The sequence below is a fragment of the Roseibacillus persicicus genome, from assembly GCF_014651675.1.
Classification (GTDB): domain Bacteria; phylum Verrucomicrobiota; class Verrucomicrobiia; order Verrucomicrobiales; family Akkermansiaceae; genus Roseibacillus; species Roseibacillus persicicus.
In genome coordinates, this window is the sequence record NZ_BMXI01000007.1 from 58,330 (window position 1) to 81,900 (window position 23,571).

Annotated in this window: 9 protein-coding genes; 5 read left to right on the forward strand and 4 right to left on the reverse strand. The window is 53.9% G+C overall.

Annotated elements, in window-relative coordinates:
• Positions 1–157 precede the first annotated feature (157 nt).
• From rpoB to IE099_RS09375, 3 genes are all read left to right on the forward strand, one after another.
• On the forward strand, positions 158–4,036 hold the full coding sequence (rpoB, locus tag IE099_RS09365; RefSeq protein ID WP_189569661.1) for a DNA-directed RNA polymerase subunit beta: 3,879 nt from the start codon (positions 158–160) through the stop codon (positions 4,034–4,036).
• Positions 4,037–4,072: 36 nt separating this feature from the next.
• Entirely contained in the window at positions 4,073–8,260 is a 4,188-nt protein-coding gene (gene rpoC, locus IE099_RS09370; protein ID WP_189569662.1) for a DNA-directed RNA polymerase subunit beta', read from the forward strand.
• 102 nt (positions 8,261–8,362) lie between these two features.
• Positions 8,363–9,772 (forward strand): toxin-antitoxin system YwqK family antitoxin, encoded by a 1,410-nt coding sequence (locus IE099_RS09375; protein WP_189569663.1) that lies wholly within the window; start codon positions 8,363–8,365, stop codon positions 9,770–9,772.
• 26 nt (positions 9,773–9,798) lie between these two features.
• On the opposite strand, the gene IE099_RS09380 is transcribed toward IE099_RS09375, so the two are convergent.
• The 3 genes from IE099_RS09380 to IE099_RS09390 all read right to left on the reverse strand — a co-directional run bounded on the left by IE099_RS09380 (position 9,799) and on the right by IE099_RS09390 (position 16,904).
• Positions 9,799–13,212, reverse strand: coding sequence for a sialate O-acetylesterase (locus tag IE099_RS09380; protein ID WP_229809460.1), 3,414 nt, complete (start codon positions 13,210–13,212; stop codon positions 9,799–9,801).
• A gap of 394 nt (positions 13,213–13,606) precedes the next feature.
• On the reverse strand, positions 13,607–15,796 hold the full coding sequence (locus IE099_RS09385) for a LamG-like jellyroll fold domain-containing protein (protein WP_189569665.1): 2,190 nt from the start codon (positions 15,794–15,796) through the stop codon (positions 13,607–13,609).
• 340 nt (positions 15,797–16,136) lie between these two features.
• Positions 16,137–16,904 (reverse strand): PEP-CTERM sorting domain-containing protein, encoded by a 768-nt coding sequence (locus IE099_RS09390; protein ID WP_189569666.1) that lies wholly within the window; start codon positions 16,902–16,904, stop codon positions 16,137–16,139.
• 173 nt (positions 16,905–17,077) lie between these two features.
• On the opposite strand from IE099_RS09390, the gene IE099_RS09395 reads away from it, so the two are divergent.
• A complete protein-coding gene (locus tag IE099_RS09395; RefSeq protein WP_189569667.1) occupies positions 17,078–18,172 on the forward strand; it encodes a substrate-binding domain-containing protein in 1,095 nt (364 codons plus the stop codon).
• 114 nt (positions 18,173–18,286) lie between these two features.
• Entirely contained in the window at positions 18,287–19,804 is a 1,518-nt protein-coding gene (locus IE099_RS09400; protein WP_189569668.1) for a hypothetical protein, read from the forward strand.
• Between the two features lie 537 nt (positions 19,805–20,341).
• Here the strand turns inward: IE099_RS09400 and IE099_RS09405 are convergent.
• Positions 20,342–23,560, reverse strand: coding sequence for a beta strand repeat-containing protein (locus tag IE099_RS09405; protein ID WP_189569669.1), 3,219 nt, complete (start codon positions 23,558–23,560; stop codon positions 20,342–20,344).
• Positions 23,561–23,571: the final 11 nt, after the last annotated feature.

Below are 23,571 nucleotides of genomic sequence, written 5' to 3' on the forward strand. Positions count from 1 at the left end.
CGGCTTCTGGTATCAGCGATGCTTTTCCTGCTAGCAAATCCAGATACCAGAAGCCGGACTAGTCCGAAATTTTTAACATAGGGAGCCCGTATCCCGCCCATATCCAACCAGCCCGCGGTTCGCTTGCGCCACCGCCCAACTAATAATACTACCTAAGATGGAACGCCGTTACTTCGGAACAATCAAAGAGGTCATTGAACCCCCCAACCTGATCGAGGTCCAAAGCAAGTCCTATGAAGACTTCTTGCAACAGGACATCCCACCATCGCAGCGGGCCGAGACGGGCTTGCAAGCTGTGTTCAAGGAGGTTTTCCCGATCAAGAGCTATGACGATACCGTCGAGCTTGATTTCGTGGCTTACGATATTGAGGCCCCTAAAATGAGTTCTTTGGAGTCCTTGCGCTCAAGTGAGACTTTCAGCTCCGCGCTTTATGTGACTTTCAAGCTCAAGGATGAGAGCGCGACCAAGAAGGAGCGAGTCTACATGGGCGAGTTGCCGATGATGACCCGCCGGGGAACGTTCGTGATCAACGGAGCAGAGCGGGTGATCGTCGCCCAGTTGCACCGTTCGCCAGGTATTTGTTTTGAAACATCCATTCACCTGAATGGTAAGATTCTTCACTCTTTCCGCATTATTCCGGACCGTGGTTCCTGGTTGGAAACCCAGTTCGATACCAACGATCTTCTCTACGTTTACCTGGACCGTCGCCGTCGCCGGAGAAAGTTCCTGGCAACCACTTTCCTGCGTGCTCTCGGCTATCCCACAGACCGTGATATCGTTGAGAACTTCTACAATGTCCAGAAGCTCAAGTTGAGCGCTGGCATGGATGAGGATGAGCTCGCGGCGAAGGTTCCTTTTGAGGACATTCACGATGGTGAGATTGTCGTGGCCCGTGCCTACGAGCCCATGACCATCGGGGTTGTAAACCAGCTTCTCGCTCTGGGGGTCAAATCCTTGGAGGTGATTGATTCGACCGAAGATGAAATTCTTCTCAAGTCTCTCCGCAAGGACCCTGCTCACGATGAGGAGTCCGCGTTGAAGGATATCTATAAAAAGCTTCGTCCCGGAGATCCTCCGACCGCAGCCAATGCGCGCGCTCTTCTCAAGCGCCTCTTCTTTGATCCCAAGAAGTATGACCTTACTCGCGTGGGTCGCTACAAGATCAATCAGAAGCTCCAGTTGGGGGTTGATCCCAACGAGCGCATCATGGTGCCCGAGGATTTTCTCGCGGCGATGAAGTATCTTTTGCGTCTGAAAAAGGGAGAAGGTGTTCTCGACGATATTGACCACCTCGGTTCTCGCCGCGTTCGTGCGGTGGGTGAACTTCTCGCCAACCAGTGCCGTGTGGGTCTTGCTCGTACCGAGCGCCTCGTGAAGGAGCGCATGACCCTTTTCGATGTCAACATCGAGGGCATGACTCCCCAGAAGCTCATCAATCCCAAGGCTCTGAGCGCCGTGGTGCGTGACTTCTTTGGACGTTCCCAGCTTTCCCAGTTCATGGACCAAACCAACCCTCTCGCCGAGTTGACGCACAAACGTCGTCTTTCGGCTCTGGGACCTGGTGGTCTGAACCGTGACCGTGCCGGTTTCGAGGTGCGTGACGTTCACCCCTCCCACTACGGCCGGATTTGTCCGATTGAGACCCCTGAGGGTCCCAACATTGGTCTCATCAACTCGATGTGCACCTACGCCCGAATCAACGAGTTCGGCTTCATCGAGACTCCTTATCGTCAGGTTAAGAACGGCAAGGTGACCAAGAATATTGAGTATTTGACCGCCGACCAGGAGGAAGGATACCTCATTGCCCAGGCCAACAACCCTATCGATGAAAAGGGAGTTTTCCAGACTGAGCGCATCACTGCCCGCGAACGGGGAGAATTCCTCGAGGTCTTGCCTTCCGAGGTGAACTACATGGACGTTTCTCCCAAGCAGCTGGTTTCGGTTGCCGCAGGAATGATTCCTTTCCTCGAGCACGATGATGCCAACCGTGCCTTGATGGGTGCGAACATGCAGCGCCAGGGTGTTCCTCTTCTTGTTTCCGAGTCCCCCTACGTGGGAACTGGTCTTGAAGGCAAAGCCGCCCGGGATTCGCGTGCGGTAATCGTGGCGGAAGCGGACGGCGTAGTTGCCGCTGCAACTGCCGAATATATCGTGACCACCAAGGACGGTGAGCTTCCGATTTCCGACGAGAAGTTCCTGAGCACCCCAGAGGTTCTCAAGACAGTCCCCGACAAGGGAATCTTCGTTTATCCTCTCCGCAAGTTCATGCGCTCGAACTCCGGTTCTTGCATCAACCAGAAGCCGATCGCCAAGCGTGGGCAGAAGGTGAAGGTGGGCGATGTTCTCGCCGACGGTCCAAACACCGAGAAGGGTGAGTTGGCCCTCGGTCGCAACGTGCTGGTCGCGTTCATGCCTTGGAACGGTTATAACTTCGAGGATGCCATCGTGATTTCCGAGCGCATCGTGAAGGATGACGTTTACACCTCGATTCACATCAGTGAGTTCGATGTTGCTGCCCGTGACACCAAGCTGGGACCTGAAGAAATCACCCGTGACATCCCGAACGTGGGGGAAGAGGCTCTCAAGAACCTCGACCATGACGGTATCGTTCGCGTGGGTGCGGAAGTTCACCCTGGTGATATTCTCGTTGGTAAAATCACTCCCAAGAGTGAAACCGAGCTGGCTCCTGAAGAGCGCCTTCTTCGCGCCATCTTTGGTGAAAAGGCAGCCGACGTGAAGGACACTTCCTTGCGCGTTCCTTCCGGCACCATCGGTATCGTGCAGGAAATCCGCATGTCTTCCCACGGCGTCGCCCGCGTGCGCAACGAGGAGGTCAACACTGCGGAAGCCAAGAAGCAGCTCAAGAAGATCAACGACGACTACAAGAAGAAGAAAGACAAGCTCACTGACGACCTCACTGAGAAGCTTTCCGACATTCTGTTGGGAGAAAAAATCCCTCTCGACGTCGTCAACGCCCAAACCGGCGAAATCATCATTCCGGCCAACCGCAAGATTACGAAGACTCTTCTTCGCAAGCTCGCGAGTGCCCATGACCACATCGAGATCGACCCGAGCCCGATTCGGAACAAGATCCTCGAAATCATCTCCGGTTTCGAAAGCCGCTTCGGCGAGTTGGACTCCGACCGCGAGCGTCGCCTCGACCAAATCGAGAGCGGTGACGAGGTGGATCCCGGCGTCATTAAGGAAGTGAAAGTCTTCGTCGCCAAGAAGCGCAAGCTGGACGTGGGTGACAAGATGGCTGGACGTCACGGAAACAAAGGGGTTGTGGCCATCATCGTTCCCGAGGCCGACATGCCGTTCCTTTCCGACGGAACTCCAATCGACATCTGCTTGAACCCACTGGGCGTTCCTTCCCGAATGAACGTTGGTCAGGTATTGGAGACTCACCTCGGGGTGGCCGCCAAGGCTCTCGGCTTCAAGGTCGCGACTCCGATTTTCGACGGTATCCACGAGGACCGCATCTGGGAATACATGAGCGAAGCGAAAGCCGTTGATGGCTTCAGCTGGATTGGCGATGGCAAGGACGGTTCCGTTGCTGGTAAGAGCATGCTCTATGATGGTCGCACCGGTGACCCGATTCACCAGCCGGTCGTGGTTGGGCAGATTTACATGCTCAAGCTCGGTCACCTCATTGCCGACAAGATTCACGCCCGTGCGGTCGGACCGTACTCGCTCGTTACGCAGCAGCCATTGGGTGGTAAAGCCCAATACGGTGGTCAGCGTTTCGGGGAGATGGAGGTTTGGGCCCTCGAGGCCTACGGTGCCGCTTACACCTTGCAGGAGCTTCTGACTGTGAAGTCGGATGACGTGCAGGGACGGACCCGAATCTATGAATCCATCGTGAAAGGGGATAACACCCTCGAAGCAGGAACACCCGAATCATTCAACGTATTGATCAAGGAAATGCAATCTCTCGGACTGGACGTGAAGCCAGGACGCGGACTTGCGGCGAAAGAAGCTGGCGAAGGGGTGGGACTCTCCGACGACTTCTCCTTGGACGATCTCACCATCTAACCTCCCCGAATAACTACCTAATACGAATTACGATTTATGAGCGTTGAAACTAATTTGCGTGACCTTTACGGGGTGGATGAGAAGCCAGAGGCCTTTGACCACGTCGCCATTACCGTTGCCCACCCCGAGACCATTCGGAGCTGGAGTCACGGTGAGGTGAAGAACCCTGAAACGATCAACTACCGGACCTTCAAGCCTGAAAAGGGCGGTCTTTTCTGTGAGCGAATTTTCGGACCCACCCGGGACTGGGAGTGTGCTTGCGGAAAGTACAAGCGCATCAAGCACAAGGGTGTGATCTGCGACCGTTGCGGAGTTGAGGTGACTCTCTCCCGTGTCCGTCGCGAGCGCATGGGCCACATCGAGTTGGCGGTGCCCGTCAGCCACATCTGGTTCTACAAGTGTATGCCCAGCCGCATCGGCCTCGTGCTCGACATGGCTGCCCGCCAGTTGGAGCGGGTGATCTATTACGAGGACTACATGGTCATCGATCCCGGCAAGACTCCTCTCGAGTTGGGTCAGCTTTTGACCGAGACCGAGTTGCGCGACGCCGAGGATGACTACGGCGAAGACAACTTCCGCGCCGCTATGGGTGCCGAGGCTCTCCAGGAAGCTCTCAAGCAAGTCGATCTCCCCAAGTTGATCGTCGAGCTCGAAGAAGCCATGGACGCCACTCGCTCCAAGCAGAACCGCAAGAAGCTCGCCAAGCGTCTTAAGCTGGCACAAGGCTTCCACGGTTCCAACACGCGTCCCGAGTGGATGATCATGAATGTCCTGCCGGTCATTCCTCCCGATCTCCGTCCTTTGGTTCCCTTGGAAGGTGGCCGCTTTGCGACCTCCGACCTCAACGACCTTTACCGTCGCGTCATCAACCGGAACAACCGTCTCCGCAACCTTCTCCAGTTGAAGACCCCCGAGGTCATCATCCGAAACGAGAAGCGCATGCTGCAGGAGGCTGTCGACGCCTTGTTTGACAACGGTCGTCACGGTCGTGCGGTGACTGGAGCAGGCAACCGTCCTCTCAAGTCGCTCTCCGACATGCTCAAGGGTAAGGGTGGTCGTTTCCGTCAGAACCTTCTCGGTAAGCGGGTGGACTACTCCGGTCGTTCCGTGATCGTGATTGGTCCCGACCTGAAGCTTCACCAGTGCGGATTGCCGAAGAAAATGGCTCTGACTTTGTTCGAGCCTTTCATCATTCGTCGCCTCAAGGAACTGGGTTACTGCCACACCGTCCGTTCGGCCAAGAAGATGATCGACCGCAAGACCACCGAAGTGTGGGACATTCTTGCCGAGGTCACCAAGGGTCACCCGGTGTTGCTCAACCGCGCTCCGACTCTTCACCGTCTTTCCATTCAGGCTTTCGAGCCCGTCTTGATTGAGGGTTCAGCCATTCGTTTGCACGCATTGACTTGTTCGGCCTACAACGCCGACTTCGATGGTGACCAGATGGCGGTTCACGTTCCTCTCTCGGTGGAAGCGCAGATGGAGTGTCGTCAGCTCATGCTGGCGCCGAACAACCTGTTCTCGCCTGCGAGTGGTCAGCCCATCACAACTCCTTCCCAGGATATTATTTTGGGAATTTACTACCTCACCTACGTCCGTTCGGCGGTGAAGCCTGCCACCGATGTGAGCTTGCCTTCCTTCTCGGACACCAACGAGGTGGAGTATGCCATTTCTCAGCGTGGGGTGACCTATCACCAGTGGATCCGTCTCCGGAACCCCAACTATGGTCAAGACACCATCATGGGTGATAAGGAGTCTCGCCACATCATCACCACTCCCGGCCGCGTCCGCTTCAACGAAATCTGGCCTGACAGCCTTGGTTTCGTGAACGAGACCGTGGGCAAGAAGCAGATCGGTAACATCATCTGGCGTTGCTATCAGGCGGCTGGACGGGGACCGACTGTGGAGTCCCTCGACTTGCTCAAAGAGCTCGGCTTCAAGGAAGCGAGTCGTTCCGGTATCTCGATTGGTATCGTGGATATGGTAGTTCCCGAGGAGAAGAAAGTCGAAGTCGACAAGGCTTACGCCGAAATCGAAGTGGTCACCAAGCACTACCGCAATGGTATCATCACCAATGGTGAGCGCTATCAGAAGGTGGTCGACATTTGGACCCGTGCCACCGACCACATCGCAAGCGCCCTTTACCGGAAGCTTGAGCACAACGAAGGTCGCGTCCTTGCAAACCCATTGTTCATGATGGTTGACTCTGGAGCACGTGGTAACAAGAACCAGATTAAGCAGCTCTCGGGTATGCGTGGTCTGATGGCCAAGCCGTCTGGTGAAATTATTGAGCGCCCGATTACATCGAACTTCCGTGAAGGTCTTTCGGTATTGGAGTTCTTCATTTCGACCCACGGTGCTCGTAAGGGACTTGCCGATACCGCTCTGAAGACTGCCGACTCGGGTTACATGACTCGTAAGCTGGTCGACGTTTCTCAAGACGTGATCGTCACGATTCCGGATTGCGGAACAGTTAATGGATTGAGCCTTCACACCATCTACAGTGGTGATGAGGAGTCGACCTCTCTGGCAACCCGAATCTATGGGCGCACCTCTTTGGAGAAAGTGACTGACCCGGTCAGCGGTGAAGTGATTCTGAAGCCCGGCGACTTGATTGACGAGAAAACCGCGATTCGAGTGGAGAATGTTGGCTTGGAGCAACTGCGTGTGCGTTCGGCTCTGACTTGTGAGTCGGACCGGGGTTGCTGCGTGAAGTGCTATGGCCTCAATTTGGCAACCAACGAGTTGGCACAGATCGGACAGGCAGTCGGCATCATTGCCGCGCAGTCCATCGGTGAGCCCGGAACCCAGTTGACCATGCGGACATTCCACTCAGGTGGGGTTGCATTTGGTGCGACCAAGCAGCCGTTCATCACAACCAAGACGAAGGGTTTCATCGCCTACATCGACTTGCGTGCAGTTGAAGATGTCGACGGCAACTTCGTTGTCCTTAACAAGAACGGTAAGATTTCCATTCGCGACAAAGATGGTCTCGAGCTGGAGTCTCACAAGGTTGTGATTGGTTCCGTTATCAAGGCTGCGGATGGTGCCGAAGTGAAGAAGGGTCAGCAGATTCTGACTTGGGATCCTCACTCTGTGCCAATTATTTCCGAGAAGCCTGGTAAGGTTGAATTCCGCGATATGATCGTCGGAATTACCGTTCAGACCGAGACCGATAAGGAGACCGGCAAGAAGGGAATGACCGTGACGGAGCACAAGGAAGACCTTCACCCGCAGGTGGTCATCACTGACCCCAAAACGAGCGAGGTTCTGGCAAGCTATTCGATTCCTGTCGGCGCTCACCTTTCTGTTAAAGAAGGTCAGAAGGTCGCTGGAGGAACGCAGGTTGCGCGGACCCCGCGTAAGGTTGCCAAGACAAAGGACATTACCGGTGGTCTTCCCCGGGTGGCAGAGCTCTTTGAGTCCCGTCGTCCGAAGGATGCTTGTGTGATTGCAAAGATCGACGGTGAAGTCTCCTTTGGTGGAACCGTTCGAGGCAAGAAGAAGGTCATTGTCTCCGACGTCGAAAGCGGAGATTCAGTTGACCACTTGGTGCCAATGGGACGTCAGATTATCGTCACCGAAGGTGACATTCTGAAGCGTGGTGACCAGATTACGGAAGGACCGATTGCACCGGAAGACCTCCTCGAGGCCTGCGGAACGCAAGCTCTCCAAGAGCACCTCGTTTCCGAAGTACAGTCTGTCTACCGTGCGCAGGGGGTGGAGATTAACGACAAACACATCGAGGTGGTCATCCGCCAGATGTTGCGCAAAGTCCGCATCACCGAGCCCGGCGACTCCGACTTCCTTTGGGGCGACCAAGTGGAGCGCATCACCTTCAAGAAGGTCAACGAAGAGTTGGCTGAACAAGGTGGTAAGCCCGCCGAAGCTGAGCCTGTTCTGTTGGGTATCACCAAGGCGTCGCTCGAGACTGAGTCCTTCATCTCTGCAGCTTCCTTCCAGGATACCACTCGTGTTCTCACCGAAGCTGCAACAATGGGTAAGATTGACCGTCTGACTGGCTTCAAAGAAAACGTGATTATGGGCCACCTGATTCCTGCAGGAACCGGTTTCCACAGTCACCGTTCAGTGGACATCGAGTTTACTGTCGAGGAGCCCGAGCCGATTGTTGAGGTTTCCGAGACTGAAGTTCCCGAAGGCGAAGAAACGCTCGTTGAGGCGACTTCTGCTGCCGAGGTGGACGACGTCAAGGAGAGTGCCTAAGGGCTGAGGCCAATCGCTTCTCAGAATTTTCAATCCGGTTTCCGAAAGGAAACCGGATTTTTTTCTGCTTGTGATTGAGGGTGATTCCCGGAATCTCACAAGGTGAAGAAAATTTTTCTATTCCTCTTGCTGTCGGCCTCCTTGTCTTTGGGACAGGAAGATATCCAAAGTCTCTTGGTAGAGGGGATTCAGTCTCAACCCGACGTCTTTGAGCAGGTGGCTTTGGGTCAAGTTGGAGAGGCCAGTTCTTTCACTGTTTCCTTGGGGGATCCTGCTCTTACCTTGAAGGAAGGTTCCGTGTTTGACGGCTTTCGGTTCGTTGCTCCAAAGAATTCCGGGAAGCTGGATTTCGTTTGGTACTTCAATGCGCCAGGCCATTGGAAGGGTTGGTATCTCTGTCCGGTGGAAGGGGATTTCCGTCGGAGCTTCAAGAGTTGGCTAAAGGGAGACAAAGTCTACGAGGGCGTAGATGGTAAGGCTGAAGAGGGACGGCTCCGGATTCTCCAAACTTTGCAAGCGGGTTACTTTGAGGAGGGGAAAGAGTATGTGATGTGGTTTAGTCGCAACGAGGAGGGTGAGGACTCTCCGGTGAAGGGGAAGATCGCATTCATGCCGGCCAAGGGGGAACGATGGGATTATGAAGCAATCGAAGACGCTCTGGGACTCGTGCCCCTTCCTGCTCTAGAACAAGTGAAAGCACTTAAATCAAAAGGAGGAGAGATCTTGCTTAATGAGAAATTCTTTGACCCCGCGTATGGTGCCGGACGGATCGACTCTGCTTTTTTCACTCTTAGGCAGACTAAAAACCTGGAGGGCGGCTTCTTCATTACGATGCAAATCGAGGTCCCGGCTTGTGAATCGGAGCCATTGATTGCTGATATAATCGAGACCCATGGACCTGCCGATTTTGTGCAGACCGCTGCAGAAGAAAAGAAACTCGCTGAGTTCAGAGGAGGTGATCCCGACGCCGTAGAATTGGGAAAAACGACTTATTACTACGACTATTTCGGGTTCGAAGTGATGGGAGGAAAGGTTCAGCGAGTGGTGTCACAGGCGAGTGACTTCTCAACGCTCAATCCTGAAAAAGAAGGGTGGTCCTATGGAGGTCTCGCGAAGCAAAATCTAACGACTTTCTATCACGGAGAGAAAGAAGTGGGCCGGCTCTACTATTTTCGAGAAGGCGGCAAGAAAGTGGTTGTTGCGGTGGAGCCTCCAGCTGGAAAGTATCGAAACAAGTTGGGAACCATCGAGTATTTTGGAGATGGACGATGGACTGAAACCAGTCTTTTTCCTGATGAGAGTGTGGCCCGGGTTTTGCGATATGAGGCTCACCAACTGGCGGGGCAGGCGGAAGGATTCTATCGGGGTGGAGGGAAGAGTTTTGTTGCCTCCTACCGGGCTGGTATCCTCGATGGCAAACTCGTTGAATTTCGTGAGGATGGCACGGTCGAAAGAGAACGGGAGTTTGCCCAAGGCGAATTGATGGAAGAGAAAGAAGAGAAAGCGGAGTGACTAAAGAGTCCGCCGACATGGCTCGATTATTCGTAGACTTTCAGCCGGATAAAGAGCTTACCATTGGCCTCTTCGCCCGGAGTCAGAATGACGGGAGTGGCGGACTCGCTTGTTAAAATTGCGAAGGGAGGATCGCTCCATGTGATGAGGTCCGTGGAGAGAAGGATTTCGTAGGACACTCCAGGTCGGATATTGTTGAAGTCGTAGACCGCACCAGCTTCGTCATAGCTCAGGGAGGGAAGCCCTGATGGGTCCTGCTGAAGGGGGTTCATGCCTAGGGCAAACTCCAGGAAGTTCACGACGAGGTCGCCGTCGGGGTCGCCTTCGAAGCTCTGGTCATCGCTCGGGCCCCAGAGAATTTCGTTCTTCCAGAGATAGTAGCCAGTAGGCTCTCCTTCGACCGTGATGCTCACGTTGGCGAGGTTCGAGGTCAGGCTTCCCGTGGATTCAGTGGCCTCGTAGGCGAACGAGTCGGTGCCCGCAAAACCCGCCTCTGGTGTATAGGTGAATGAACCATCGGGAAGGATGCTCAATGAACCATGGGCTGGGGGTGTCACCAAGTTGGTCGCGAGAGTGTCCAAGTTGAGATCGAAATCATTGGCGAGGACTCCACTTGGAGGAACTGTCAGGACGGAATCTCGCGCGACGGAGTAGGCATCGGAATTCGCTGTAGGAGCCCAAGCAGAGAGGCCAGGGAGGTCCCACGAGTCGGTACGGAAGGGGGCGGCGGGGAGGTCGCTGCTGTTTATTAGATTCACAGTATCGGCGAGATATGGAGCCCAAGCGTAACGCACAGCCACGGGGTTGGGTACCGAGTCGGAGCGAATCAGGACTGAGTTCCCACTAACCGAGGAAGATGTTGTCGGGTAGAAGACTTGGTCTGACCCTGCGATTTCGAAAGCGGCTGGTCCAACTCTGCCACCAGTCCCCAGGCCGTCAGCATTTGTGAAGTTGATGGTAACGATATTGCCGTCGACAGACATTGAGTCATAGGTCGGTCCATGCGCTTCGATGGCTTCGCCGAGGGCATACTTTCTCGCAAGGAGAGCCAAGCGGGCGCCAATCGGTTCCTTGTCGGTGGGGTGAATGTTGTTCAGGAGCCCGGTATCGATGGAGACTGAATAGAAGGCGTTTTCCAACTCGTCTAGGGTATCCCCTTGAACCTCCCGGAACCAAGGCCATTGCTCCTGTCTGAAGGAAGGAAGTTGGACGCCGAGAAATGGAATGCTCCCTTGGTCGAATCGCTCGCGGTATTCCTTGACCAGTCGAGGGAAGGTTTCCCGATATTGCGCAATATTGTTAATCTCCCCGGCATTCGCTTCACCTTGATACCAGATGAAGCCTGAGATCCCAAAGTTCACCAGGGGGTGAATCATCTGATTGTAAAGTATGTTGGGCCGGGTGCGGATGAAGATGTCGGCATCATTATTACCTCTTGTCCAACCAGATGATAAAATCCCGTTGATCGCATCTTCGTTGGAAGAATAGCCCAAGTTTGTTGCCCGGGTAGCGACCGGTGTCCCCGCATTATATTCGCTCAAGCTCTGGTAAAGTCCGAGCATGCCCTCGAAGTGAGGAAGCTCCTCTGCCTGTTCGAGAGGAAGCCAGCCCTCAATGGAGCTGCTGCCATAGGCTGCCCAAATGATTCCCACCGGAGCATCAGTGGCTGCATGAAGCTGGCTTGCAAAGACTGAGCCGATAGCCGTCCAGCTGGAGGCTGTGCTATTGGCCAGCCAGGCCGAGTCTTGAAAATCTGCCTCTGTTAGAGAAGCGTCCTGAGTGGCCTTCAGACAACGGATTTCGTCGTTGCCAGCGATTTCATTAATGTAGGTAGTCTTCCAGTCCGCCATTTGGTTGAGGGTATAGACCATGTTGGATTGCCCGAAGCAGAGCCACACATCACCGTAGAGAATGTCCGAGATGGTTTCGCTGTCCGAACCGTTGGTAACCGTCAAGCTGAAGGGACCGCCTGCAGGGTGAGCGGGGAGCTCGACCACCCAGTCTCCCTGTCCGTCCACCGTGCCAGTGACAGTGGAGCTATCCACGGAGACCGAAACCGATGTAAGTGGTTCTCCTTTTCCCCAAACTTTGACGGCTTTGTCTCTTTGCAGAATCATCCGGTCTTGGAAGGGGGAACCAAGTTGTAGTGGCGGTTCAACCAGAATGCTCGCCGTTGGTGCGGGATTGCTGGTGTTGTAATTGCGAGGTTGAACGCTTGCATCCGCGTAGGAGTAAACCGAGATAAAGTATTCGCCACCCGGCACATTGATTGAGATGGGAACTCCTGGATAGAGACCGCTATGAGCCACATATCCGCCGCCTACGGAATAGCCGCTTCCGAAGTCAAGGTCGGCAGTGTAGTTCGTGCCATCGATTGGCAAACCTGGTGCAGAACCCTCGCTTATGATCACGAGAGCCCCGCTTGAGCTCACTTCATCAGTCCAAGAGACTGAAATCGTGGAAGAGTCTGCTGCCTCGATCGTCAGGTTGCTCGCGGGGTTGGGTTCGGTGAGAAAAGATGCTGCCGGTGAGTAGACGGTTCCTTCGGTCGAATTGGTTGCATATGCCGCGAAGTTATAGACCGTGGCTGGAGACAAGCCTGAGCGGGAATCGCTTACTGTGGTCGGGGTGTTGCTCACTGCGCCCAGGGTGGTGGGTAGATCTCCCAGGGAACCGCCATTCTCCCACAAGCTGGTGCCATGTTCCGTGATCCCACTGCCTCCGGAAATGGTGGCTCCCAGGGTTGCGGCAGCTGTAGTGACGTTGGACACGACCGGGTTGTCGAGGAAGAGAACATTGCCAGCGCTTGCGGGAGTTCCCTGGATGAAATAGTTCATTCCACGACTGGAGTTCGAGTGACCTGAGGTCGTTATCGAGAGCCGCCCTCCGGAATTTCCTTCCAGATGCTGGAGGCGATCGGGACTGGTTCCGCTTGAGGGATCGTAGGTGAGGAAGAAACCAAAGTCAGAGTTTTCATTAACCAAAAGGGGAGTGGATAGCTCTAAAGTGATGAACTGATTGTCCCCGATGAGTCCATCGAGCGTAAAAACTTCGGTGTAGAGGGGAGTGACTGAGGTTCCTTTGTAAAAGGTGCTATCAGTAGCGAGATGGCCTTCTCCGCTTGTCCATTGAGCCGAGGTTCCCTCGAAGATTCTCAGAGTTAGTGAGTCGTTTGCAAAGGTCGCGGCGACGTCTTTTTGAAAAGTAATGGCAGAGATCTCGAAAGCCGTGCCCGTTCCTTCTCCCAAGCTGAATAGCTGACCTCTCGCATGGTTTGCGTTACCGGTAATGGGGGCGGGCGCAGTGTTGGTGAGAGGGAAGAGCGAGGTGTTGATCAGTCCTCCACTCACGGAGTCTAAGATTTCGCTATTGGGAGCCGAGCCGGATATGATGACATCCGCTGCCGCAGGAGTGAAAGGTGCTGATAGAGCGAGTATCATCGCGAGGACCTGAAAATGGGGGGCAGAGCTTAGGATGTCCTTTAGGTCTATCAGTTTGTTTGGGAGAGTGGGATTCATGCAGGATTGAATTTTGGAACGAGCGAACGGGATGAGGTTGTTCGCAATTGGAGTGGAAAGGGGGAAGAAGTTAAGTAGGGAAGACCACTTGTCCAAAAATTTTGGATTGGGTGGGAAGCAATGAGCGGGCAGCCAGGGTGTCCGCAAGCGGTTGGGGAGGAGTCGAGTGGGATAAAGGGGAAAGGAGGCAACTCCTCGGGAATTGGACGGAGCGGCCTTCGCTATGAATTCAAGCGCCTTTCCCATGAGCGGGAAAGGCGCTTGTCGAAATGAGGTCTACCAGACATCTGGGAAGTGATGTCTGAAAGCCAGGCAATCAATTAATACTCTCAACCCGATAATATTCGGCGAGATTGCCAATTCCAGGGACGGTGGCAGAACCTGTGCCGTCAGGTGCGGTGAAAATCGTGACGTTTGTTGGTTCAAAAGTAACGAGATCTTCAGAAAAATAGATTTCATACTCGGTCTCGGGTGAAGCCATAATTTCAATCGTGAAGTCGATTCCCAAGGCTCCAGGATCAGCGGACCAGTCTGTGATCTCAATCGGCCCCGGAGGGCTGTCGACGATGACAGTCACAAATTTGGTAAAGGGACCGCCAGGGCCAGCAACTTTCAACTCGTAGGTCGTGGTGCTTGCCGGGCTCAACGTCACGCTGGTTTCAGTCATGGTGGTTGTTTCAGTCCCGTCGTCTAGAGAAACCCCCGTCGCGGAATCGCCAACTTTCCAGCTGAGCGTCACAGACTCGCCAAGAGTGATGGTCTCTGCATCAGCGTTGAAACCAAGTAGTGGGTCAGCTCCTGCGATAAATGCTGTCGCATGAGTTTCAATTTGTGTGGGCGTGAGTGCTTCTTCAAAGACTGCCGTTTCGTCCAGCCAGTCCAGCCAGGAAGGGTCTCCAAGAATCTGAGTCGCTCCAATCACCCAGTTGCCTACATTTGGTCCAACAGTCCCTACGGTGACGGGAGTGCCGTAGAGTTCTCCATCGATATAGATGGCCGCTTCGCCGCCTCCATTGACCTCATCCGCAGTAAAGACGTAATGGACGAGACAGCTGGTGTCGCTGGGGAAGGCATCAATCTCCGTCAAGTTGTCGAGAGTTCCATCGATGAAGGTTCTGAACCTTTCGTGCTTGCCAAAGATACTTGCTCCGCTTCCTGTTCCATTGGTCATGGAAAGAAGGTTTCTCGTGTTCGCATTGGGAACAGTTCCCGATACATTGAGAACGGAGACAAAGGAGAAGCTCGCGCTCATCTCGGAGGTCGCAGGGGAGAGAATGTATCTCGCGCCTGACGAAGGGCTGAAGTCCGCTGCATTCTGCATTCCGCCGGGAGCCGGGCTGGTTCCGAAGGTCAAGCTTTCGGAAAAGTCGTTGGTGTGGAAACCATTTCCCGAGGAGTCCCGCAGGAAGGTCGTGCCAGTCTCTTCTTCATAACGGTAGTAGAACAATGGAGAGTCTGCCTTGATGGCCAGGCTGAAGGCGTTGTCGGCGGCTTCCTCTGCGGGGTCGATCACGGTGACCTCGGTGCTCTCGCTCAATGGCGCGGGAATCCCGGAACGAGATGCGGTAACCGTGTAAGTGCTCAAATCCATCGGAGGAGCTTCGGTGAAGACCACGATTCCGTCGTTGTCAGTGTCCAACGCCAACAAATCCACCGCAGAGTTGGCAGGGGTATCCAATGTCGCAGTGGTAGCTGATGCATCGAAGGTAATGTTAAAGTCCACGGGGACGCTGAGGTCGTAGACTGCAGCGGCAGTGGTGATCGTGGGAGCATCAAACTGGGTGCTATTGGTGGTCAGGGTGACGCTCTGAATCACGTTGTCTTGTGACCCTTGGGTTCTTGCTTTGAAGAAGTAGGTCTGCGTCAGATCGATAACAGTCATTCCCGAACCAGAGATGGCACCGTAGGTATAGGTATAGCTTCCGTCTGGTCCAACATCGAGCACGAGAGTCTGAGCTGAGCCCGTCGCGAAGGTGATGGCATTGAGCAAGGACGCCTCGCCAGACACCGCATCCAGATCCCACTCAATGAGACCTTCGTCGGCGGATCCATTCCTAAGGCCGAGGCTGAAGCCAATGCCGTCAGAGAGAGGGGTTTCTCCCGATGTGGCGAAGAGGTTGTTCTTTGTATCCAATTCGTCGGAGACCATCCCGAAGCTGAAGTGATTGGACGGATAGGGGTTGCCTGGAAGATTCGACGCCATGTCGAATGTCACTTCCAAGGTGAAGCCGTTACTCACGTTGAAAGAGTTCTCGCTTCGGAAAGTCGTGATTTGGCCGCCGGAAGTGGCAACGCCGGAGGAGAGACCCTCGTTGTCATCGTCATCATCATTCCAAGCAAAAGAACCGGAGGCATTGTTAAAGGTTTCGACGATTCCGCCTCCACCGGTTCCGTTGTTGGTAGTCAATCCGTCTTCGTCGAAGGAGTCTTCGTAGACAACCTGGCCAGAAGCAGGTCCAATGATGCCGAGCATCATAAGCAACAGTTTATTTGATTTAGTTTTCATTTTGAATTGTGGGAGGGGGAGTCTGAAATCCTTCTCGAAGAGCGTGTTCGAGCGGTATTTGAGAAGGGTGCAAAGAACGGCGAATTCTTGGAGCCAGCCGCGCGATAGGTATGGGCTGCGTCTGATTCTTCGGCTTTGGGCACTCTCGAATCTTCATCCAGATTTTTCTGATAGGAGGAAAAGCGATAGGCTGTTCTCTGCTTTGATGGTTCTAAAGTGGGCTGGGGCAAGTGATTGTTTGTGGGACTGAAGGGGGAGAAAAAGAGGCGTTGTCAAAGAGCCTCTTGAAAAGCCTCCTCCCAATTGAGGAGGCTTGAAGATTTGATCGGAAGCTAACTTCCTAGCGTCGACGGCGGGCAAAGGCGAAACCTCCAAGAGCCAGGAGAGCGAGTGAACTTGGCTCAGGGATTGCGGTTCCAGTGATGTAGAAGTCCATCCCTCGCGTTCCCACTCCTCCATGTGCTGTAGTCGTGATGGAGAATCGTTGTCCACCCACGTTCTGGTTCTCCGAATACCCAAAGCGATCGGGGTTAGTGCCTAGAGAAGGGTCATAGGTCAGAAAGAACCCAAAGTCGCTGCTTTCGTTAACAAGGATTGGAGTGTTGAGGACGAAAGTAACAAACGAATCGTTTGAAATGAGCCCGTCAACGGTGAACGCCTCGGAATAAAGAGGAGTGACGGTTGTCCCTTCATAGAAGGAAGAGCTAGCAACGGTGTGACCCGTTCCAGTGGTGAACTCCGTTTCGGTACCTTCGAAAACGAACAAGGTGATGGTATCGGAACTGAAAGTCTGATTGCCACTCTTAACAATGCTAATTGCTGTGATTTCGAAGCCGGTGCCAGTTCCATCAGGGAGTGAGAAGAATTCGCCTCGAGCGTGATTGTTATTTCCCACGATGGGAGAGGGCGCGGTTCCGGTGAGAGGGAACAAGTTCGAATTGATGTTGCCGTTGGGGTTGAAGGAGGTGATGATGTCCGTGCTAGGCTCGGTTGCCGATACAACAACAGCTCCCGAAGCCGATCCCAGCATGGCGGCCGTAGCCAATGTTGTTGAGGCGAGTAGCCATGAATTGTCAGGTTTCTTGTGTAGGTTTTTCAGTATTTTCATAAATTTGACAATTTATATGTGGTTAATTAGCAGTTTTTGAAACAAACCCGTTGGAGTGAACCTTTGGATTAGTTCAAATCACATCTGCTCAGTAGCAGGTGTAATGCCTAGAAGCTCAGTCTCGAGATCAAATTGTCTTGCCTCTAACCCCTGCAGGGTGATAGATTTCTCGCGTGAAGCGAATTCGTATTCTCTCTGCAGTAGAACAGGTTGCGGCACATCTGAGGACTCAGGTTGCCCAGCGAACTTTCGGAAATTCGTTGCCTGGAGTGAACTGGTTGGCTGCTGAGCTGGGCGTCAATCACAAGACGGTGGTAGCCGCCTTGAAGTTGTTGGAGGACGAAGGGCTGATCCTGAATCAGGGGCCCAGACGTAAACGCATTGTGGCTGGAATCACGAGTGACGGCCCGCGTCCGATGCAAATTTGCTTCCTTCTTTACGAGCAGTCCGACCGGGAAACGTCCTTTTTTGTAGAGATGCAGCATGCGCTCATGGATGCGGGGCACACCGTTGTCTACAGCGCCAAGAGTCTGACGGAAATGAAGATGAATGTGACGACCGTGGAGCGCTTGGTCAGGAAGTCAGAGGTCGATGCCTGGGTGATCGTTGCGGGATCGCGGGAGATTTTGGAATTCTTTGCGGAGCATTCGGCTCCGTCCTTTGCTCTTTTTGGTCGGCGCCATAGCTTGGCAATTGCGTCGGCGGGACCCAATACAGAAGCCGCATTTGCGGATGCAATCAATCACCTCATCGCGAATGGTCATCGACGGATCGTGAAGATTTGCCGAAGCGAGCGACGTAAGCCGAGCCCGGGATGGAGTGAGAGGTCTTTCCTCGAAATTTTGCGGAAAAACCGGATTCCGGTCGGTGATTATAACCTGCCGGACTGGGAAGAGTCCGCAAACGGTCTGCGAGATTTGCTGAAATCTTTATTCAACGTCACTCCTCCGACGGCCATCATCGTGGACGAGGCGATGCATTTCATTGCGATATTGCAATATCTGGGGTCGATCGGCCTACGGGTTCCAGAGGATATTTCGATGTTTTGCGCAGAGTTCGAGCCCAACTTCCGCTGGTGCAACCCGTCGGTGGCACACCTGCACTGGGATTCCAATCAAGGCGTCAGAAGAATTCTTCGATGGGCTTCCCGGGTGAGTCAAGGGAAGGTCGATACCCGGCAGACGATGATTCCTGCCAAGTTCATCTCCGGCGGGACCGTCGGCCCCGCCCCTGGTTTCATTCCTCCCGAGGCGAGGGTTCCCCGTTGAAAGCGGGCTCAAGTTCTTCAACTGCAAGAAACCTGCCGCCTCTGACGTTTACCAGCGCCTCAACCCCCACTCGCTGGCGAAGATCGTCGCAGAGAAAGAGGTTCCGCTGCAATCATGAATCGTTCGTCCCAATTGATCCTGGTCGTCCTTTTAACCTTTGGTCTGGAAGGGAGAGGCTGGTCGCAAGACTCGCGTCCTGATCCGGGTCTCCAGCATCCGGAGAATCCGCCGATGGAAGTGATTGTGCGAGAGGCTCCACCTCTTCCGAAGATTCCCAAGGATTTCGAGATTCGCCCAGGCTACACTTTAATCGATTCTCTGGAGCAATTCCGTCAGGCTATCAAAAGAGACAATCAGAAGATACGGGTTAAGCCGGGGGTCTATCGGGCCAAGACTGTTGACCCCCCAGTCAAGCTCCCGCTCGATAATCCGGCCCCGGGAACAGGGCGCTATCGGGGAAAGGGAATGCAGGAGCACATCTTTGCCGTGAATGGGTCGAACAACTTCTTCGACCTGCGGGGCGTGGTCTTCGAGACACCGGTCTCGCTGCAAGGGAAGTTGTCTCGTCGTCCCCATGTTTCGGACTCCTGGCATATCAATGGGGCGAACAACGTGTTCATTGGTGGCTTTTTTCAGAACGTTCTCGATCAGCCATATCCCGAATTTCAAGTCACCAACAACGAGTTCGAGGTCTGTGGAGACCGCAATCGCTTCTATGACTGCACCTTTGTGATCAGGGGGTCTGTTCCTTACGGTTATTCTGATTTCTATGGAAAAGGTGGTCCTAACTTCGGGCGACTGAATAAGCACTGCTTTATGTCCATCGATCATGCCAATGGCACGGAACTAGTGCGTTGCCGGGTCTTTCAACAGTCATTCGGACACTGTGTTCACTTTCACACTGTTGATGGAGTCTTGATTGAGGATTGCGCTTTCACCGGAGCGCTGAGGCCAACTAATGATATCTTTAAGGAGAAAGTTGGGAGAGCCGTGGATTACGATTACAAGATGATGTATCGCAAAGAGCAACCGATTCCCCGGGACCTGATGATTCCTTTGGTCGAAGACGGAATCCGCTCTTATGACAACGTGCGCAATATAACGGTTATCAATACCACGGTGGAGAGAATGCGGGGAGCGGTGCAATTGCTCTGTGGAGGTGACGTCATCCTCAAGAATGTGACTGTTCGTGAGGCGGGGGATTTTTCTTTTGATGTTTCGGTAGGAAATGGTGGGAAGGTTCTATTGGAGAATTGTCGCAGCGATTTGGCCTATAACCCGGTCTTCAATCTGATGCGTGGAGAGCTGCCCAGGAATGCGCGCTATGAGGTTGCCATCATGAGCCCGCCAGAAGGGGCCAGGCCGACGCCTCGAACCAGCCTGGGCATTATCAGCGGTGAACGCTGCGAGTTTGTTTTGAAAGACGAGACGAGTCGCCCAATTCCGGCAGACGTGAACTTTCTAACCTGCGGAGGCCATCGAAGGCCTTTGGTCGATTCCGTGGTCGAAAACCAAACTTCCGCTCGCCTGATTCTCAATGACAATGTCCGGAACTGCACGATTCGATCGCTCGGTCCGGTGGAGGACAATGGGAAAGATAACAGAATTCTAACCCTCAATTCGAAGGATTGAGTCTGTCCAAGGAGTGAGTGGAAAACGACTGCGCTCTTGTAATCGTCGGGCACAGGAGTGCGCTTCAGACTTCTCCTGTGAAGAACATTGCGCAAATCAGTCCAACTACCCGAAGGCTTCAGAATCCATCCACTGAGGCAGTTACGATACGGGGCTATCCATCGGGCACGAAGTCTCGTCCAGCAGCCGATCGTGAGGTCGTTGGGTTGATCTGGGGATTTACTATCTTGGCGTTGGTTTTCCTATGGCTTTTGGCTGCGCCTCTGTATGCCTTGGTTGCTCTGCCGGTGCTCCCGTTTCTCTCCTCAATTCAGATCTCATTATCGAGAATAGGTGGCTCGATGGTCTGGGCCTGGTTCTTGGCGGTTTCGCATGGTGTCTTTTGTTCGGTGGTTCTCTATTTTGCGCTGCTGGCTTAGTCCTCAGAGAATGAGCGAAGAAAAAGGTGGTTCCGCCTCAACAGGAATTGAAAAGGCCGCTCTGCCAAGCAGAGCGGCCTGAGTCGAGACCAGTCAGTCTAACGAAGGATTCTCAATTCTAGTTCGACTCGGGGAAGGTGTTGCCAGCGGGAACGATGGCGAAGAAGGCTTTGGTTGCACCGATGTCGTCGACTACAAAGGGTTGCTCGGAAGTGATTCCCTCTGCGATAGGTGCTCCCCAGAGGTTCAAGTCGCTGGAGGTATAGATATCAACCGGTCCGCTTGAGCTGAAGGTGAGGGTTGCCTTTCGACCAGCATTGGTTCCGGGTTCGGTTGTGAGGGTCACCTCTTCGATAGAGGTCGTTCCTCCAACCCCGACGCCAGTGATGATGGAATCGTCATCAGTCGTGGGGGTGACGGGGAGGCTGGACCCCGCAAAGTTGAGAGTTCCTCCTCCCTTGACCGTAATAGCCGCCGTCGCCGTTTCAAAGGCACCTCCAGTCAGGTCGCCGGCAAAAGAGGCGGTCGAACCGGTTGGCACATAAAAGGTCAAGGCTCCCCCCGACCATGTGACGTTGTTTGCAATGGTGACGATGTCAGAATTCGAGGCTGAACCAGCGATGAAGCCAAACTCAGCATCGGTGGTAACTTCTACCAGCGCACCCATGGCGGGGATTGCGGAGGAACCGTCCAAAAGCAGGCAACCCCCGTCAACAAAAGTGGGGCCGGTGTAAATGTTGACTCCGCTCAAAACCATGGTCCCGGCCCGTGCTTTCCCAACTCCTCCCACTGCTTCTGCTGCATCTTCGAGCTGTGCACTGACAATGAGGTCGGGCCCGTTGTCCGAGCTTACGTCTTCAACGTCGAAGTAATAGGTGTCACTCAGTCCAATTCCTGATGTGAACGGTCCAATCTGGGAGAGTCCGCTCCCTTCAACGAGGACATCTCCATTGAGCTGGGCGTTCTCGTCATCGAAGTTAAGTGGACTAGTGGCAGTCCAAGTCGAGCCATTCCGCAAGGTTAGGTTCCCGATATGAGAATGCGTCCCGCCGGATTGGAGTAGGGTGGAATTGTCGATGGTGATGCGACCATCGATTACCTCTCGTACGATGGTGTTGGTCGCTGCGATTTCCAGGGTGGAACCTCCGGATACCGTCACGTTAGAAGAGTTAGGGATCGGTGTGGTAAAGGCCAGGCCCAATGTCGCGACGGACCCATTGCTAATCAGGGTCTCACCAGTGAAGAAGTTGGAACTATTCAGCGAAACTGAGCCGCCACCATTGATCGTTAGCCCGCCAGAACCCGAGATAGGATTTCCAGTGACAATATAGTCGAATCCCGCGGTGTTGCTGAATAGGGTTTGAAGTGGGGATACGGTATCGAGGATCGTGATAGGCAATTCTCCCGGACTCGAAAAGGCAACGTCGCTGAGATGGGCTTCGAAGTTGTTGTAGAATTGGCTGGGTGAAGAAGCATTTAACCAATCTGTCTCCACTCCCAGGCTCCACTCTCCAGCACCGGAAGCATTACTATAGGTCAGGGTAGTATTGCTTTCGGCAGCTAGGTCAATTGTAACGGAAATGACTCCGGTGGTAGGGTCGTGGTTCCAAGTTTGAACTGCGGGTGAAAGACCATAGGCGGTCAAATTCGTTCCGACCGTGCCGGTCACTGAATCCGCCGTCATCACCTCGTAGACACCGTTGCTGGAAATCGCGGGGACAAAGTTCACGTAGTTCTCAGTCCCTGTTAGAATGAGTTCGTCTACCGCAAGTGGTGTTCCGAGATCATCAATGGTCAGGGTGCTGGCTCCATCAGCGGGTGAGGAAGCAAGGGTCAGGCTGCCAATCGTTTCCTCATTGCCTGCCAATTCGAGAGTGGAACCAGTAATGGAGACTGTGGAGGAATTGGGAAGATTTTCCATGGGGAGAGCGACATCGGAAGCCAATCGCAGCGTGGCTCCATCCGTAACCGTCCAACTCTGGGAGGCCGCGGTATTGGCTCCGCCCAGTTCGAAAGTTCCTTCGCTAATTGTCGTGGTGCCGGTGTAGGAGAGGATTTCGGTTGCTCCGGTGGTGCTGGATGTTGCTCTGAGGAGTCCGGGACCGGTCTTGACCAGACTTCCAGTTCCCACAATTGGATTTCCGAAGAGATACAGCGTGCCATCACATTCGATCGTGCTGGTGGTTGCGTCGGCTAGTGTGATCGGAACGGTATTTGCAGGCCACAGATAGAGAATTTGGTCCTCCACATCTAAAGTTCCACCGTTCAAGTTGATTGGCACACTCGAGTCTTGTCCGGCATTTCCGCTCACAAAGCGGAAGGTGCCTCCCTCGGCGATATTGACTTCAGAGGCATTGCGGAAGGCCGTGCTGTTTCCTGCAAGCTCGAGCACTCCTTCATTAATCTGAATCACACCGTTGACCGGGAGGGAGTTGTCAGGGACTTGCAGAGTGGCCACCCCTGAGCCGTTCTTTGTGAGACCGTTTAACGAACTGAATTTGCCCGCAAGAGTGTAGTCGAGGAGGCTGTTGTCGAAGGTGACGGAGGAGGGGAAGGTTGTGGTCGGAATCTCCACAACTCCGGAAAAAGCAGGGTCCGGGCTGTCGTCGAACAACACATTGTCACTTCCCTGGAAGGTGTTGTCAGAAGAGTTCCAATTAGAATCGGTTCCGTTCGTTTCCCAAATGTCGGAGTCAGTCGCTGTCCAGGTGATGTTTTCAAACCGGGTTCCGGTTGCGGTGCCATTGACAATGAGTCCGCCGTTGGCGGCAGCGAGATCGGCCCAGCGGTCGGGACCCGCATTGTCGACGAAGTAGATCCGAAAGGTGATAGCCTCGGTGACCGATCCCAAGCTCGAGATGTCGAAGAGAAAGTTGGCCGAACTCGTATTGGTTTGCGTCTGGCTTGCGAGCTCAGTCGCAAAGTTGTCCACGCTAGTGCGCACGATACCGGTATAGCCGTCGTCGTCGTTCATTCCTCCATACGAGTTCAGCTGATAGCTAATCGACTCAAAGGTGATCTCCCCATTCTGCGGAGGGGTGATGGTGAACTCGGTATAGCCTCCCACCTCAGCATCATATTCCCCCGCAGGGCTGAACCTGTTTGAAATCTCGCCAGGCCATACTGAACCTGCATTGGTAACGGTGGCTTGATTGATTCGTGCAATTCGGCTTCCTGCAACACCCAAGGTTGCCAAGCTGGGGGCGGGTGTTTGCGAGCTCCGGAAGAACTCGCTATCCGTTGCTTCTCCCGGGATGGGAAGCCATTGCACAAGAACATCTCCTTGGGTGATTCCGCTTGTTAGCAGAACGAGTGACAGACTTTTCTTCAGTTTCATAGTGTTCTGGG

Bases quoted from the DNA above. Each gene is read 5' to 3' on its own strand.
- IE099_RS09385 (WP_189569665.1), bottom strand. From the start codon at position 15,796: ATGAAAACTAAATCAAATAAACTGTTGCTTATGATGCTCGGCATCATT.
- rpoB (WP_189569661.1), top strand. From the start codon at position 158: ATGGAACGCCGTTACTTCGGAACAATCAAAGAGGTCATTGAACCCCCC.
- IE099_RS09405 (WP_189569669.1), bottom strand. From the start codon at position 23,560: ATGAAACTGAAGAAAAGTCTGTCACTCGTTCTGCTAACAAGCGGAATC.
- IE099_RS09390 (WP_189569666.1), bottom strand. From the start codon at position 16,904: ATGAAAATACTGAAAAACCTACACAAGAAACCTGACAATTCATGGCTA.
- rpoC (WP_189569662.1), top strand. From the start codon at position 4,073: ATGAGCGTTGAAACTAATTTGCGTGACCTTTACGGGGTGGATGAGAAG.
- IE099_RS09400 (WP_189569668.1), top strand. From the start codon at position 18,287: ATGAATCGTTCGTCCCAATTGATCCTGGTCGTCCTTTTAACCTTTGGT.
- IE099_RS09380 (WP_229809460.1), bottom strand. From the start codon at position 13,212: ATGATACTCGCTCTATCAGCACCTTTCACTCCTGCGGCAGCGGATGTC.